The 13,361-nt window shown below is 51.5% G+C and carries 14 protein-coding genes; 1 reads left to right on the top strand and 13 read right to left on the bottom strand.

The window, feature by feature from the left end:
- Positions 1-73: 73 nt before the first annotated feature.
- The 5 genes from rlmD to B9Y93_RS18615 form a co-directional block, all read right to left on the bottom strand.
- A complete protein-coding gene (gene rlmD / locus B9Y93_RS18630; RefSeq protein WP_085496935.1) occupies positions 74-1,840 on the bottom strand; it encodes a 23S rRNA (uracil(1939)-C(5))-methyltransferase RlmD in 1,767 nt (588 codons plus the stop codon).
- 467 nt (positions 1,841-2,307) lie between these two features.
- Positions 2,308-2,451 (bottom strand): hypothetical protein, encoded by a 144-nt coding sequence (locus tag B9Y93_RS24665; RefSeq protein ID WP_176228976.1) that lies wholly within the window; start codon positions 2,449-2,451, stop codon positions 2,308-2,310.
- Positions 2,452-2,541: 90 nt separating this feature from the next.
- Positions 2,542-3,465 (bottom strand): diacylglycerol kinase, encoded by a 924-nt coding sequence (locus B9Y93_RS18625; protein ID WP_085497403.1) that lies wholly within the window; start codon positions 3,463-3,465, stop codon positions 2,542-2,544.
- Positions 3,466-3,705: 240 nt separating this feature from the next.
- Positions 3,706-4,629, bottom strand: coding sequence for a CbiX/SirB N-terminal domain-containing protein (locus B9Y93_RS18620; RefSeq protein ID WP_085496933.1), 924 nt, complete (start codon positions 4,627-4,629; stop codon positions 3,706-3,708).
- A 1-nt stretch (position 4,630) separates the two neighbouring features.
- Positions 4,631-4,921: a YerC/YecD family TrpR-related protein gene (locus B9Y93_RS18615; RefSeq protein WP_085496931.1), complete on the bottom strand. Its 291-nt coding sequence runs from the start codon at positions 4,919-4,921 to the stop codon at positions 4,631-4,633.
- 241 nt (positions 4,922-5,162) lie between these two features.
- On the opposite strand from B9Y93_RS18615, the gene B9Y93_RS18610 reads away from it, so the two are divergent.
- Positions 5,163-5,822: a hypothetical protein gene (locus tag B9Y93_RS18610; protein WP_085496929.1), complete on the top strand. Its 660-nt coding sequence runs from the start codon at positions 5,163-5,165 to the stop codon at positions 5,820-5,822.
- Positions 5,823-5,944: 122 nt separating this feature from the next.
- On the opposite strand, the gene B9Y93_RS18605 is transcribed toward B9Y93_RS18610, so the two are convergent.
- The 8 genes from B9Y93_RS18605 to purH all read right to left on the bottom strand — a co-directional run bounded on the left by B9Y93_RS18605 (position 5,945) and on the right by purH (position 13,271).
- Complete coding sequence (locus B9Y93_RS18605; protein ID WP_085497400.1) at positions 5,945-6,946, bottom strand: inorganic phosphate transporter; 1,002 nt, start codon at positions 6,944-6,946, stop codon at positions 5,945-5,947.
- Between the two features lie 99 nt (positions 6,947-7,045).
- A complete protein-coding gene (locus tag B9Y93_RS18600) occupies positions 7,046-7,657 on the bottom strand; it encodes a DUF47 domain-containing protein (RefSeq protein ID WP_085496927.1) in 612 nt (203 codons plus the stop codon).
- 533 nt (positions 7,658-8,190) lie between these two features.
- Positions 8,191-8,406 carry a small acid-soluble spore protein Tlp gene (gene tlp, locus B9Y93_RS18595; protein WP_085496925.1) on the bottom strand — a complete coding sequence of 72 codons (216 nt, stop codon included), beginning with the start codon at positions 8,404-8,406 and terminating at the stop codon, positions 8,191-8,193.
- Positions 8,407-8,511: 105 nt separating this feature from the next.
- Entirely contained in the window at positions 8,512-9,354 is an 843-nt protein-coding gene (locus tag B9Y93_RS18590) for an alpha/beta hydrolase family protein (RefSeq protein WP_085496924.1), read from the bottom strand.
- Positions 9,355-9,705: 351 nt separating this feature from the next.
- Entirely contained in the window at positions 9,706-9,834 is a 129-nt protein-coding gene (locus B9Y93_RS25085; protein WP_258961024.1) for a hypothetical protein, read from the bottom strand.
- The gene (locus B9Y93_RS18585) at positions 9,821-10,015 is read right to left on the bottom strand and encodes a hypothetical protein (RefSeq protein WP_085496922.1); all 195 of its coding nucleotides are present in this window, start codon (positions 10,013-10,015) and stop codon (positions 9,821-9,823) included. Before B9Y93_RS18585 ends, B9Y93_RS25085 begins: the two co-directional genes overlap by 14 nt.
- A gap of 373 nt (positions 10,016-10,388) precedes the next feature.
- A complete protein-coding gene (purD, locus tag B9Y93_RS18580) occupies positions 10,389-11,675 on the bottom strand; it encodes a phosphoribosylamine--glycine ligase (protein ID WP_085496919.1) in 1,287 nt (428 codons plus the stop codon).
- Between the two features lie 48 nt (positions 11,676-11,723).
- The gene (gene purH / locus B9Y93_RS18575; RefSeq protein WP_085496917.1) at positions 11,724-13,271 is read right to left on the bottom strand and encodes a bifunctional phosphoribosylaminoimidazolecarboxamide formyltransferase/IMP cyclohydrolase; all 1,548 of its coding nucleotides are present in this window, start codon (positions 13,269-13,271) and stop codon (positions 11,724-11,726) included.
- Positions 13,272-13,361: the final 90 nt, after the last annotated feature.

The following is a 13,361-nucleotide window of genomic DNA, read 5'->3' as shown; positions in this document are numbered from 1 at the left end:
GAACCGTTTTTTTAAACAGTGTCCATAAATGGGGTTACAGTTCACTCTGACAGGTAAATGTGGCTGTAATATGCTATTTCCTTACGAGCGACACACAGCACTCCACATGACTCGTATGCGGGAACATATCCACCGGTTGAACCTCTTTCACCGCATACCCGCCATCAGCCAGAATTCTCAAATCCCTCGCCAAGGTAGAAGGATTACACGACACATACACAATCCGCTCTGGACGCATGGCAAGCATCGTATCCAGTAGCGCGGGATCACAGCCCTTGCGTGGCGGATCAACGACGATGACGTCCGCTTCGATACCCTGTTCCTTCCACTGCGGAATCACGACCTCTGCTGCGCCTACTGCAAACTCCACATGCTCGATCCCATTCAGCTCCGCATTGCGGCGCGCATCCTGAATCGCTTCTTCGACGATCTCAACGCCGTACACCCGCTTCGCCTTCTTCGCCAAGAAGAGCGAGATGGTTCCGATGCCGCAATAGGCATCGATGACGGTCTCTTCTCCCGTAAGACCAGCATATTCTACAGCCTTGTCGTACAAGACCTCAGTCTGCACCGGATTCACCTGATAGAAGGATCGTGCTGAGATCTTGAACTCGATGTCTCCGATATAATCCGTGATATACTCCTCGCCCCACAGCACACGGGTCTTGTCCCCCATAATGACATTGGTGCGCTTCGTATTCACGTTCTGGCAAATGCTCTTCAGGTTCGGCAGCGCCTGAACGAGCTCGTTTACAATCTCCGTCTGATACGGGAGCTTGTCGCCATTCGTCACGAGCACGACCATAAGCTCCTTCGTGCGGAAGCCTACGCGCATGATGACATGGCGAAGCAAGCCATGATGAGACTCCTCATCATATGGGATGATACCGTACTTGCGCACGACCTGCTTCACGACACGCATCGCTTCATCGTGCATCTCATGCTGGATCAGGCTCACATCGGTATCGATAATCCGATGGCTAGCCTTCACATAGTAGCCGCCGATCAATTCACCTGTCTTGTCATCCGCACCGATCGGCATTTGGCTCTTATTGCGATAGCGCCAAGGGTTGTCCATTCCGATCGTAGGGTGCACCTTAATCGCATAGCCAGACTTCTCACACTTATCTTCATCTGTATTATCTGCTTCATCATGAATAGACACACCACGACTAGAGTCCTGTGTTGATATAACCGTACCTTCTGCAATCGAATGTTTACCATCAAGTTCTGCCTCAGGCTTCTCCGCTGCCTCTGAATCACTTGAACTTGAAGTGTGATCTCCTGCAAATGAATCGTGTTCTTCCAGAGTCAGACCTTCTGACGCACCTTCATCCTCTTGCGCAACCTCAAACTTCCCGATCCGCTCCAGCACGTCTACGACATGCTGACGCTTCCAGCGGAGTTGCTCGCCATAGGCCAGATGCTGAAGCTGACAGCCGCCATAATAGTGGGCGGGATGCTCGATGTCCACACGGTTTGGACTATTCTGCAAGCGCTCGATCATCTTGGCATAGCCGTACTGCTTCTTCACCTTCAGCACATGGGCGCGAACCGTCTCGCCTGGAAGGGCGCCTTGTACAAACAGCGTAAACCCTTCTACGCGACCAACACCTTCGCCATCATGGGTCAGTCCAATAATCTCCAGCTCCACCTGATCATTTTTTTGAACAGGAGCGGTTAAGACCTTCTTGGAGGCGGATCTGCTCCCTGTGCCTTGCCCAGCTTGTCTGACGCCAATACCCTCAACAGCTGCGCCCTGCTTCTTACGACTATCCTGCCCTGCACGGCCCGAGCGCTGGCCGCCTTGCTTATACTTCCTGCTTCTTCTATCCTTCATATCCGTTCCTCCGAATCGATCCCTAGCTCGCGGCAATGCTGCCTGATCTACATTTTATTTATCCTGAACAGATGCCTCGTGTCATTAAAAATGACTTCCAGCATCCGTCTAGCTCTGCTTGTTTGTCATCTATATAACGAAGCCTATCTATTGATCATTAGCTTCATACTAGTGATGTATCATTTAGCTCCATTAGGGGGCCAGCTAGGCCCGATCGACCTGCAATATTCCTATTATACCGAATAACCTTTCGCTTATAAAATGAGTTTCCTGTGTCCACGCATGGAAGCTTCATTTATCGATTACCATTAGGGGCCTATAATAGTAAAAAAGCGATCACCCGCTCACTGCTAGTGCTGTTCTGCACGCAGTGAACGAAGGCAATCGCCTCAATGGAATTGTCGGATTTGTCAGTTGAAGTGCGCCGCATCAAGGCCATGAGCAGCGCTCATTCAGCTAGCAACAGCCTACTGCCAAACTGCAACTGCAACTGCAACTGCAACTGCAACTGCAACTGCAACTGCAACTGCAACTGCAACTGCAACTGCAACTGCAACTGCAACTGCAACTGCAACTGCAACTGCAACTGCAACTGCAACTGTCCCAAGCATAGTCCAGTCTGCCACGGTCGGCAAGAGCCAATTCTTTTACCAGTCAGTCACCTACGTCTGATCTAGCAGCGGCAACACGGCATGCTCAGCCTACCGATAGCTGCTGACGCCAGACAGGTCTGCAAAGATGTTCAAGTGGCTCGGCAGCACCTCGAAGGATGCCGGCAGCGAGCCGCCAAGCTCCCCGTCCAGATTGATCTCCACATACTCCGGTGTCGTCACCTCTACACGATTCGTCTGCATATGAATGACATGCGGATCGTTCAGATGCTCACCACGCAAGGCCATCGCTGCAATGCGGATGAATTCCGCGATATTGCACTTCTTCACGAGCAGTACATCGAAGAGCCCATCGTTAATCGACGCTGATGGCGCAAGCTTCTCGAAGCCGCCGACGGAGTTCGTGTTCGTGATCAGGAACAGCATGAATTCATCATGGAATTCACCATGCCCCTCGACATTCATACGAAGCTCTGTTGGGCGAAGCCGCGTCATCTTCTCCAAGCCCTTCATATAATAGGCCAGCTGCCCAATAACCGTCTTCAGCTTGCTTGGCACCTCGTAGGACAACTCCGTCAACACGCCGCCGCCTGCGATATTAATGAAGTGCTTCGCTTGGTTGCCCGTGTATACACGGCCCACATCGACAGCGCGCAGCTCCTGGCGCGCGATCAGCTCGCACGCCTCCTCCCAGTTGCGAGGAATGCCCAAGGCACGGGCGAAGTCATTCGTCGTGCCGAATGGAATGATGCCAAGCGGCGGACGATGCTCCTTGCGCGACATGCCATCGATCACCTCGTTCAGCGTACCGTCTCCGCCGCAGGCAATAATAATATCGTAGCCGTTATCGATCGCCTCTGCCGCACAGCGGGTCGCATCGCCCTCGCCCTCTGTCGCATGCGTCGTCGTCTCAATGCCCGCTGCATCGAGCCGCTGCAGAATATCGACCAGCCTCTTCCGTCCTTCCTCGCGCCCGGAGGTCGGGTTATAAATTAATCTCGCTCTTTTCGACATGTATGTCACCCATTTATTTTCATTTATCATCGATTGCATCACGTGCTCATATTTAACTGCAGTGCTTTACCGTTCAGCCTATAATTTACATGATACCCATCAAATTCGCAAGCTAACAGCGATCGCAGCGCAGCAAGACGATCAGATATCATGAAGAGGAAATAAAGCGGACTCCTGTCATAATACCCGCAAGCGAAGCTTCTCCCTCCATCATAGGACGGATCGGGTAGCTCTCATCCCTTATGTCCATCTCGATAGCAAGCGCACGGCCTCCTGCTCCAGCCAGCTTGTTAAGGCCGGATGCGGCAGCAGCGGCGTGCCCGCATAGACCACTCTGGCACGTGAAGTCCTCTCCTCCTCGTCACTTCGAAGCAGCTCCTTCAAGCGGCTTGGAATAACATGAGTGGTAAAGTAGCCGCGGCTTAAAAAGAGCGGAATGACCGCTACACACCCCAGTGCATGCGAGGATAAGCCCCCATCGTTCTGACACGCTATTGTGCCGTTGGAATCAGCCTCTGCTTCATTATGTATATTCCGTTCAGGTTCTTGTTGATAGGCCAATGATGAAGAAGTAGCCTGCATCTCCTGTGCAAGCTGAAGAGTGTGTGCGGCAATGTCGTCGCAGCAGAGCAGGGAATGGCTCGCTTGCGCACACAGGCCAAGTGCAGTCAACCGCTCCGCCATCCGGTGCAGGCTCTCCCGCCATCTCGTCTGGAACGGCTGATGAGGACTGCCATGGGCAATCAGCGTCACCGCATCGCGTGTGCCGTTCACCTGAAGCTCCTGAAGCTGATGAGCAAGCATCGCATATAAGGCCTCATGCTCCCCAAGCGGAGAGCCATAGATCAGCTCGGCCTGCACCCGGAAGGGCTCCAGATCCGTCTCCGCCAACAGCTCCTGCTTCGCGCCAAGTGCCCACCCGATCTCATCCACATGAGTGCTTCCCTCGGATACGAACAGGGGAATAACCGCGATCCGCTCCGCGCCTTGGGCCTCCAAGGCATCGATGCCATCCTGTATATCACGTCCCGGCACGCACTCCAAAAAAGAAGAAGCGACCAACACATCAGCCGGCCATTCAGCCTGTGCGATCGCTTCATCCACGAGTGCTGTCCATGAGGAATCACGGGAACCGTGGCTTATAATGAGCAGCCCCGTCTTCATGCTATCGTCCTAAGCGCTCAAGTGTCATTTTGTATCCGTCATTGCCATAGTTGAGACAACGCTTTACACGTGAGATGGTTGCTGTGCTCGCACCTGTCTCCGCCTCGATCTGATTGTACGTGCAGCCCTTGCCGAGCATGCGCGCGACTTCAAGGCGTTGGGATAACGATTGTATCTCATTGACCGTACACAGGTCATCAAAGAAAACGTAGCATTCTTCCACCGACTTCAAGGTTAACACGGCTTCGAATAATTGATCAATCGATTTATCATTCAACTTCTTCAGTTGCAAGACCATCCACTCCTACACGTTAAGTACTTTCATTGTACTGCCTTTCCCTTACCTTTTCAACCATTACAGTAGTTCTACGTTAACGAACTACAGTATTGTAACCTTACCCTTCTGCCGCCCCTTTGAACCAATAGGCGTACACCCACGGGCGAACGTCCACACGAGTTGTTCGCCCACGACATACAGTAAAGTATTCAGGGGCATTTGCCAACCCCTAATTTTGAATGAAAAGGGTGATATCATGACAGCTGCATCTCACGGGCCTTACAGCAGCCATCCTTATAAGGGACCTCAGAGCAATCCGGCAGCGACCGGAGGTATGCCCCCTTCAGCATCATTCCCAAGCTCTCCCCGTGATCTTATGAATGTCCCTCATCTTCAGGGGCAGTTCCGTTCAGCGCCAACCGGCTACGGTTCGATTCCGCTGCCATCGGAGCGTCCGGGCCATCATCAGGCTTCCACCTCTGCCATTGCGCCGAATCCATCCTCCAGCTCAACCGCAATCGTACCTTATACGCCGCCTGATTCCCCTGTAACGCCAATCGCAGCACCCACGCCTGCAGCACCAGCGCCTGCTTCCAAGTCCAAGTTCAATCTGAACGACATCAAAGGGGCGCTTGATCGCATGGGAGGCATCGACGGACTCATCTCCCAGATGGGCAAGGTTCAGAAGGTCATGCAGAGCGTGCAGGAGATCGTTCCGGTGGCGAAGATGCTGGTAGGGTCCTTTGGCTCCGGCAAAAAGAAAAAGCGCGACGAGGACGATGAGCTGTTCTACGATCCGCGTCCGAAGCGCAAGCGCAGGCCAAGCGGAAAACGTCCTAGGAAGAAGCGGACCTCCTCTTCCACGAAGTCGCGCCCCAAGGCCCACTCCCCGAAGCCGCTTCGTCCAAGACGATAAGCCCATTGGCGAGCGCGCTAGCTATGCCAGAATGGCGTCCCGTCTCCTTCATCCCTTCCCTCGAAGCGGTCCTCACACATAAAGAAGAGCCGACCATGAAGATGATCGGCTCCTTATTTTTTTTAATAGAAGATCCAGTCCAATACATAGAAGATGACGCCGGAAAGCGTTGCACAGATTGGAATCGTAATAAACCAAGTCACCACAATGCGGCCAGCAACGCCCCACTTTACAGCAGAGAAGCGCTTCGCTGAGCCTACCCCGAGAATCGCGGATGTAATAGCATGGGTGGTACTGATCGGCAAATGCGTCAAGGTTGCGGTCATGATAACCGATGCAGCGGAAGCATCTGCGGCAAAGCCATTGATCGGCTCGATCTTGAAGATCTTCGTGCCCATCGTCTTGATGATCTTCCAACCCCCGATGGACGTACCGAGCGCCATAGCGGTTGCGGCTGCAATCTTAACCCACAGCTGTACCTCCATCTCTGACTGGAAGCCTGCCGTTACCAAGGCAAAGGTAATGATCCCCATCGCCTTCTGCGCATCATTCGTACCGTGCGTGAACGATTGGAACGCTGCTGTGATAATCTGCATCGTGCGGAAGCCCTTGTTCACCGAATGCGGACTTCTTCTGCCGAAGATCCACTTTAAGATCGTCATGACAATATAACCAACGACGAAGGCAATAATCGGAGACAAAATAAGTGCTAGTACAATGCTTTTGAAACCTCCCATATTCAAAGCATCGGCTCCGGCGCCTACGAATACCGCTCCGGCAAGCGCGCCGATTAGAGCATGCGATGAAGATGAAGGAATGCCGAACCACCACGTGATCAAGTTCCACGCGATAGCCGCTAATAGGGTTGCTGTAACAATTTCCAATCCATTGCTCAGCGTTGCGGGATCAGCCACGCTGCCCCCGATCGTCTTCGCTACTCCTGTAAAGGTTAGCGCACCAATAAAGTTCATGGATGCTGCCATCAGAATAGCTACACGAGGCCTCAACGCACGCGTCGAGACCGAAGTCGCAATTGCATTCGCCGTGTCATGAAATCCATTGATGAAGTCAAATGCAAGCGCTAGGAATATGACGATTCCAATCACGATTATTGTCGGTTCCATATTGATTATTGCGCAGACCCTTCCCGCATATGCCAAGAGAACGATGAGCGCAATTCCTTACCTCCTTCAATCCTTAAGCTGGCTTCGTTGCGAGCTGAATTAGGAATTACGCATTACGATCGTTTCGAGAATATCGGCTACGTCCTCGCAGCTGTCAGTCGTCTGCTCAAGACGCTCATAGATTTCTTTACGTTTAATCAATTCAATCGGATCCTTGAAGTCCTGGAACAGCTTCTTAATGCCTTCACGAAGCAGCTGATCCCCTTCGTTTTCCAAATCGTTTACTTTGATGCTGTACTCGCGAATTGCAAGCAGCTTCTTCTGGGACAACAGGCGAATTGCCTTTTGTATCTCATATGTACTGCGCTTCAACACATCGGCGAATTGGATCACATACTCGTCGCGATCGACCATATGGTACATTTCAAAACGAGAAGCGCACGCTTCCATGCCATCCAGCACATCGTCGAGAGCTGTTGTAAGCGCCATAATATCCTCACGCTCAATTGGAGTAATGAAGGTCTTGTTCAATTCAGTAATGATCGTATGAGTGAAAACATCACATTTGCTTTCCAGCTCTTTCATGTTTTTTGCAAAATTGCTGACATCGCTCAAATCTTCGACACCTTTAGCAAACATCTCGGACGCCATAATGAGAGTATCTGTCATGTTGAGCAGGGTTTCAAAAAACACGTCCTTCTTCTTGAACATTGTGAGATCTCCTTTGCAAACAAATTGCTTTTGTTGTAAACGAATTTAGCCTTTCATATCTTATCATAAATATGCAACACTTTGTAAAGATATTGTAAAGGGAATGCAAGGGTTTTTCCTGACATTTCTTGAGTCTGAAAGCGAAAATCCCTCATCATTCGACGAATTTCGATGGTACCAATGCTAATATTTACTATATTCATTTTTACATAAACGATTGCCAGCGCTCCTATTTTTCCTATTTTATCCTGCTAAAGTTCCTGAAAATGACTTTTATCGCTGCAAAAAAATACAATTTCCTCCATCCGTACTGCTCCAAAAGCCTGACCCACCATAGCATCCGCGATTCGAGTCAAATTGATACCCTGATGCGCATAACTTTAACCTTTTCCTTACATTTCCTGTGCGAAAAATGGGCACGTAAAAACACCTTGGCTGCAAGAGGGACTCTATGCATGCAATTGCTAGGACAGTACCTGCAACTCATCCAAGAGCCCCTACAACGACCAAGGCGGCTGATGACGCGATTATAATTATTGGTTCGCTTCGTCTTGATATTCCTGCTTCAAGCTGGAGATCGCTTGCTTGCGATTCTCATTCTTATGCTTCAGCTGATTGATCTCCTCGCCTGAGATCTCACTAGCATGCTCATTCAAGTAATCGGCTGTATCCTGCACCTTCTTCACCGTATTGGCAATGGTGTTCTGGATGCGCTCTGCATTGTTGGAACGATCGTCGGGCTTTGCCATGACTTCATCCTCCTTTTTTAGAAACGATAAGATTCAACTGCACGACATATAAAATGCCTTAGATGCACAGCTCTTATTCATCTCTCAAAGAGTGATGCCATGGTATTATATGCTCCAATGCGCCCACTGCTGCTGGCGCTTCTCCCACTTCGCCAGCCATTCCATTGTACGCTCATACACCTCTTCGCGATGCGAGCCGTGAGAGTACGTATGATCAGCTTGGAAGATGATCTCCTTGTCGCACTGGCCGTCGCTTCTCATCCAGAATACCTTCTGATACAAGAAGGAGTAGTCTGCTGGAATGACCTCGTCAGAGGTGCCGTGAATGAGCAGCACATCGCCTTGGAACTTCGGCGCCTCTTGGAAGGGCTGGTGCTTCCCTAATGCCTCAAAGTACGCTGGGGTAAAGGAATAGCCTAGATATTCCGTTCTGCCTGTCTTCACCGCTTCATCATAGCGATCACGTCCCAGAATGTTCACGATATCGTTAAACGGGTATGCGACTGGCGACCATAGCGCAAGCCGCTTAATGCGTGGATCTCGAACAGCGGTCAGCAGCGCAACCGCCCCGCCCAAGCTGTGGCCGATCAAGGTCACGCGCTGCGGATCAACGTCGCTGCACTGAAGCGCGTAGTCTAATATCGCCTGCGTCTGCTCGATCATCGCATCGATGCCAAGCGCCCCGTATTCCCCCGTGCTCTCGCCGCAGCCTGCATAATCGAAGCGAAGCACCAGATGTCCATCGTTGGCCAATCGTCTCGCTGCATTAACGAACAAGCGGTCCACACCGATGCGGCTGCCGACAAAGCCGTGGCAAATAATCGTGAGGGGCACTCGACTCACCTTGCCTTCCTCCGCGCGCTCTTCATAGGGCTGGCGTTGAGGTGGATAGTGCACCGATACCGCCAAGCGCTCGTCTTGCCATTTTACTTCAACAAATCGTTCCATACACGCACCCCTCACTTCCAAATGTAAGCTTCTTTCGCCTAATATCTTATAATTCCGATTAATTTACTTGTATTTATATGAACAGGATTTTACCACCCTTCAAGAACGCTGTCAATAGTTTCATGTAAAAAGAGTATTTAGGTCTTAAAGCCTGCTGTACACGGGATAGTTAGCTGTTGGATATCGAAGAATCATCATTTATTTGCAGACCGATATCATGGTTCGCCCCATAAAAAAAGTATTTCCAGTCAAAAACCGACTAGAAATACCTTCTGGCATTGTTCTTATGACGCTCTGATCTTGATCTAGAACGTTTACCCGTAACTCAGAACATTGCAATAGCTTAACGCCCTACCACAGCTTGAAGAAAGCTTTCTTTACTTTCTTGCGCGACATGAATCCGAAGACGAGACAAGCAGCACTTGCGAGAACCACTGCAGCGATGCCAGCAATCGGGGCATAAGCTTTAAATTTCATCATGAGACTTCCGTGAAGTAAAATGGTTTCCTTCGCTTGCTGCTGCCTGCGTTTGCTGAGGCGATGAGACCTCGGCGTCATCCTCGCACGTGGAGCAAATATCCTCAACAAGCCCGCGAGCATTCTCCTGCAGAAGAAATTGTCTGGTCAGATCCTGTCCGTCTGGTTTTTGCGTAAATGTCATATCATCACCCTCCATCCCCATAGTCTGTCAAGAAGGCAAAGGGATATGCGTCATTTTTTATTTATAGCTTAGTAAAAATCAGGCAACCTGACATTGTATTTTTTAACTCTCATGAAAATGGAATGATTAACACCTGCGCTGGAAATACAGAAGGAGTCGTTCTCATACTTCGCGGTCTCACCCTAGAGCCTGCGCCCGTATCCCAGCTTATAAAGAATCCCCTCTACGATAACTTTCAGATCCGTATCGAGCCGAGACGAATCATTCCAAGTCCTACGTGAGGGGATTTGTTATTTGCTATTTGTTATGTCATAAAAAGACTCGCATATCTTGAAGGCAGGATCACCATTGGATTCAAAAAGGCGCAGGGACGCTAATTCCCTACTTGGACCAATGCCTTGTCCGCAATATCCCTGCGATAATACATATCGTCAAAGGAAACCTGCTTCACCGCCGCATAAGCGGCCTGCTGTGCAGCGCGAACGTGATCTCCGCGGCCGACGATGCCAAGCACGCGCCCGCCATTCGTAATGAATTGTCCCGCTTCATTGCGAGCCGTTCCTGCATGGAAGATGAGCGTCTCAGGTGCATTCGCCGCCGCATCGAGGCCATGGATAACGTCCCCTTTGCGGTAGCTTCCCGGATAGCCGCCGGAAGCAGCTATGACGCATACCGCTGCATCATCGGACCAATCCAGCTCGAGCTGATCAAGCGTGCCATCGACAACTGCATTGAAGACATCAAGCAGGTCCGTATTCAAGAGCGGCAGCACGACCTGCGTCTCTGGATCGCCAAAGCGGGCGTTGAATTCCACGACCCTTGGCTTGCCTTCAGGCGTAATCATAAGGCCTGCGAACAGCAGTCCCTTGAATGGACGGCCTTCCGCCACCATCGCCTTCGCTGTCGGCTCAATGATCGTCTTCACCGCTTCCTCCACAATCGCAGCAGGGATGTGCGGCACCGGACAGTAGGTGCCCATGCCGCCTGTATTCGGCCCTTTGTCGCCCTCATAGATCGGCTTATGATCCTGAGCTGGAAGGCAAGGACGAACCGTCTCGCCATCCACGAAAGCCAGAATCGACATCTCCTGTCCCTGCATGAATTCCTCGACAACGACTCGATTGCCTGAAGCGCCGAACTTCAGCTCGATCATCGTATCCTTGAGCGCTTCCTCTGCCTCCTCATAAGTATAGGCAATGGTCACGCCCTTGCCAGCCGCCAGGCCGTCTGCCTTAATGACAATCGGCAGCGGCTGCTTGTGAATGTAATCGAGCGCAGCCTCGGGCGAATCAAATGTCTCATAAGCAGCTGTCGGAATCGCATGCTTCTTCAGCAGCTCCTTCATGAACACCTTGCTGCCCTCAATCTCGGCAGCCGCCTTATTCGGCCCGAAGACGCGAAGGCCTCTTGCCTCCAGCACATCCACAATCCCGTCCGCAAGCGGATCATCCGGCCCTACGACGACGAGATCCACCTGCTTGCTGCATGCAAAGTCCGCAATAGCCTCGAATGCGCCAACCTGAAGCGGCACACATTCCGCCAGCTCCGCAATACCTGCATTCCCAGGCGCACACCACAGCTTTGCCACCTGCTTGCTCTTGCTTAAGGCCCATACCAGCGCATGCTCACGTCCGCCGCTTCCGATCACCAATACCTTCATTCGACCGTCCTCCACCTCTATACAGGATTAGATTAGTGTTTGATTAGATTAGTGCTTGAAATGTCTCACGCCTGTCATGACCATTGCAATGCCATGCTCATTGGCAACCTTCACAGACTCTTCGTCACGGATGGAGCCCCCTGGCTGAATAACGGCTGTAATGCCCGCCGCCGCCGCAAGCTCCAAAGTGTCGCCCATCGGGAAGAATGCATCGGATGCGAGCACTGCGCCCTTCGCCTTCTCGCCTGCCTGCGCGATTGCGATGCGTGCTGCACCGACACGGTTCATCTGCCCAGCCCCTACGCCTACGGTCATGCCGTCCTTCACAAGCACAATCGCATTGGACTTCACATGCTTCACCACATTCCAGCCGAAGGCGAGCTGTGCAAGCTCCTCTTCTGTAGGCTGGCGATCTGTAGCCACGCTCAGTTGGTCCTCCTTCAGGCTGTGCAGGTCATTCTCCTGCACGAGCAGGCCGCCGTCCACAGAAGTCAGCTGCCAGCCGGCCTGACGCTTATCCGGAGCTGGCACATGTCCAGTGCGAAGCAAGCGGATATTCTTCTTCTGGGACAGAATGTCGATCGCCTCAGGCGTGAATTCAGGCGCAATGACGATCTCAAGGAAGATCTCGTGAAGCAGCGCTGCTGTGTCAGAATCAATCGGACGGTTTGCAGCTACAATGCCGCCGAAGATCGACGTAGGATCAGATTCGTATGCCTTTTTATAAGCCTCATATACACTCTCGCCAATGCCCACGCCGCACGGATTCATATGCTTCACAGCCACGACCGCAGGTCCCTCGAATTCACTAACGATGGACAGCGCTGCATTAGCGTCATTGATATTGTTATAGGACAATTCCTTGCCATGAAGCTGCTCCGCTGTCGTCAAGCTGCCTTGCACCGCAAGCGGAGCACGATAGAAGGCAGCCTGCTGATGCGGATTCTCTCCGTAGCGAAGAGATTGAATCTTCTCATAAGTGAGCGTAAGACGCTCTGGGTAGGTCTCGCCGACCTGCTCATTCAGATAGCTTGCAATCAGGGAATCATAAGCCGCTGTGTGACGGAACACCTTCGCCGCAAGGGATTTGCGTGTCGCAAGCGTCGTGTCGCCTTCTGCTTGGAGCTCTTCAATCACCTTGCTGTAATCCGCCGCATCCACCACAACGGTAACAAATGCATGGTTTTTCGCAGCCGAGCGAAGCATGGTCGGCCCGCCGATATCGATATTTTCAATCGCTTCCTCGTAGGAAACGCCTGGCTTCTCAATCGTTTGCTGGAAAGGATATAGATTTACAACCACAAGATCAATGTAGTCCAGATTCAGCTCTTTCATTTGCGCTTGGTGCTCCTCGTTGTCGCGTACCGCAAGCAGTCCGCTGTGAACGGCTGGATGCAGCGTTTTGACGCGGCCATCCATAATTTCCGGGAAGCCCGTAACTTCAGAAATTCCGATAACCGGCACGCCTTGCTCCTTAAGCAAGGTGTGTGTCCCGCCCGTTGAAATGATCTCTACCCCTTGCGCTGCAAGCTGCTGTGCGAATTCAACGATGCCTGTTTTGTCTGATACGCTGATCAATGCTCTTTTGATTGCCAATGTTCTCTCTCCTTTAACGATTCACCCTGAATGGAATAGATAGCTTGTTCGATATTGCGATGGAACTGCTGCAACAATCATGTTATAAAC

The organism is Paenibacillus aquistagni, assembly GCF_900177815.1.
Classification (GTDB): Bacteria; Bacillota; Bacilli; order Paenibacillales; family Paenibacillaceae; genus Paenibacillus_B; species Paenibacillus_B aquistagni.
This window is presented reverse-complemented; position numbering and strand designations above follow the sequence as displayed.

What these genes read in the sequence shown, in the direction of transcription:
- B9Y93_RS18625 (WP_085497403.1), bottom strand. Translation starts at nt 3,465, where the DNA reads ATGTCGAAAAGAGCGAGATTAATTTATAACCCGACCTCCGGGCGCGAG.
- B9Y93_RS18600 (WP_085496927.1), bottom strand. Translation starts at nt 7,657, where the DNA reads ATGTTCAAGAAGAAGGACGTGTTTTTTGAAACCCTGCTCAACATGACA.
- B9Y93_RS24665 (WP_176228976.1), bottom strand. Translation starts at nt 2,451, where the DNA reads ATGCTTGGGACAGTTGCAGTTGCAGTTGCAGTTGCAGTTGCAGTTGCA.
- B9Y93_RS18605 (WP_085497400.1), bottom strand. Translation starts at nt 6,946, where the DNA reads ATGGAACCGACAATAATCGTGATTGGAATCGTCATATTCCTAGCGCTT.
- B9Y93_RS25085 (WP_258961024.1), bottom strand. Translation starts at nt 9,834, where the DNA reads ATGATGAAATTTAAAGCTTATGCCCCGATTGCTGGCATCGCTGCAGTG.
- rlmD (WP_085496935.1), bottom strand. Translation starts at nt 1,840, where the DNA reads ATGAAGGATAGAAGAAGCAGGAAGTATAAGCAAGGCGGCCAGCGCTCG.
- B9Y93_RS18610 (WP_085496929.1), top strand. Translation starts at nt 5,163, where the DNA reads ATGACAGCTGCATCTCACGGGCCTTACAGCAGCCATCCTTATAAGGGA.
- B9Y93_RS18585 (WP_085496922.1), bottom strand. Translation starts at nt 10,015, where the DNA reads ATGACATTTACGCAAAAACCAGACGGACAGGATCTGACCAGACAATTT.
- B9Y93_RS18590 (WP_085496924.1), bottom strand. Translation starts at nt 9,354, where the DNA reads ATGGAACGATTTGTTGAAGTAAAATGGCAAGACGAGCGCTTGGCGGTA.
- tlp (WP_085496925.1), bottom strand. Translation starts at nt 8,406, where the DNA reads ATGGCAAAGCCCGACGATCGTTCCAACAATGCAGAGCGCATCCAGAAC.
- B9Y93_RS18620 (WP_085496933.1), bottom strand. Translation starts at nt 4,629, where the DNA reads ATGAAGACGGGGCTGCTCATTATAAGCCACGGTTCCCGTGATTCCTCA.
- purD (WP_085496919.1), bottom strand. Translation starts at nt 11,675, where the DNA reads ATGAAGGTATTGGTGATCGGAAGCGGCGGACGTGAGCATGCGCTGGTA.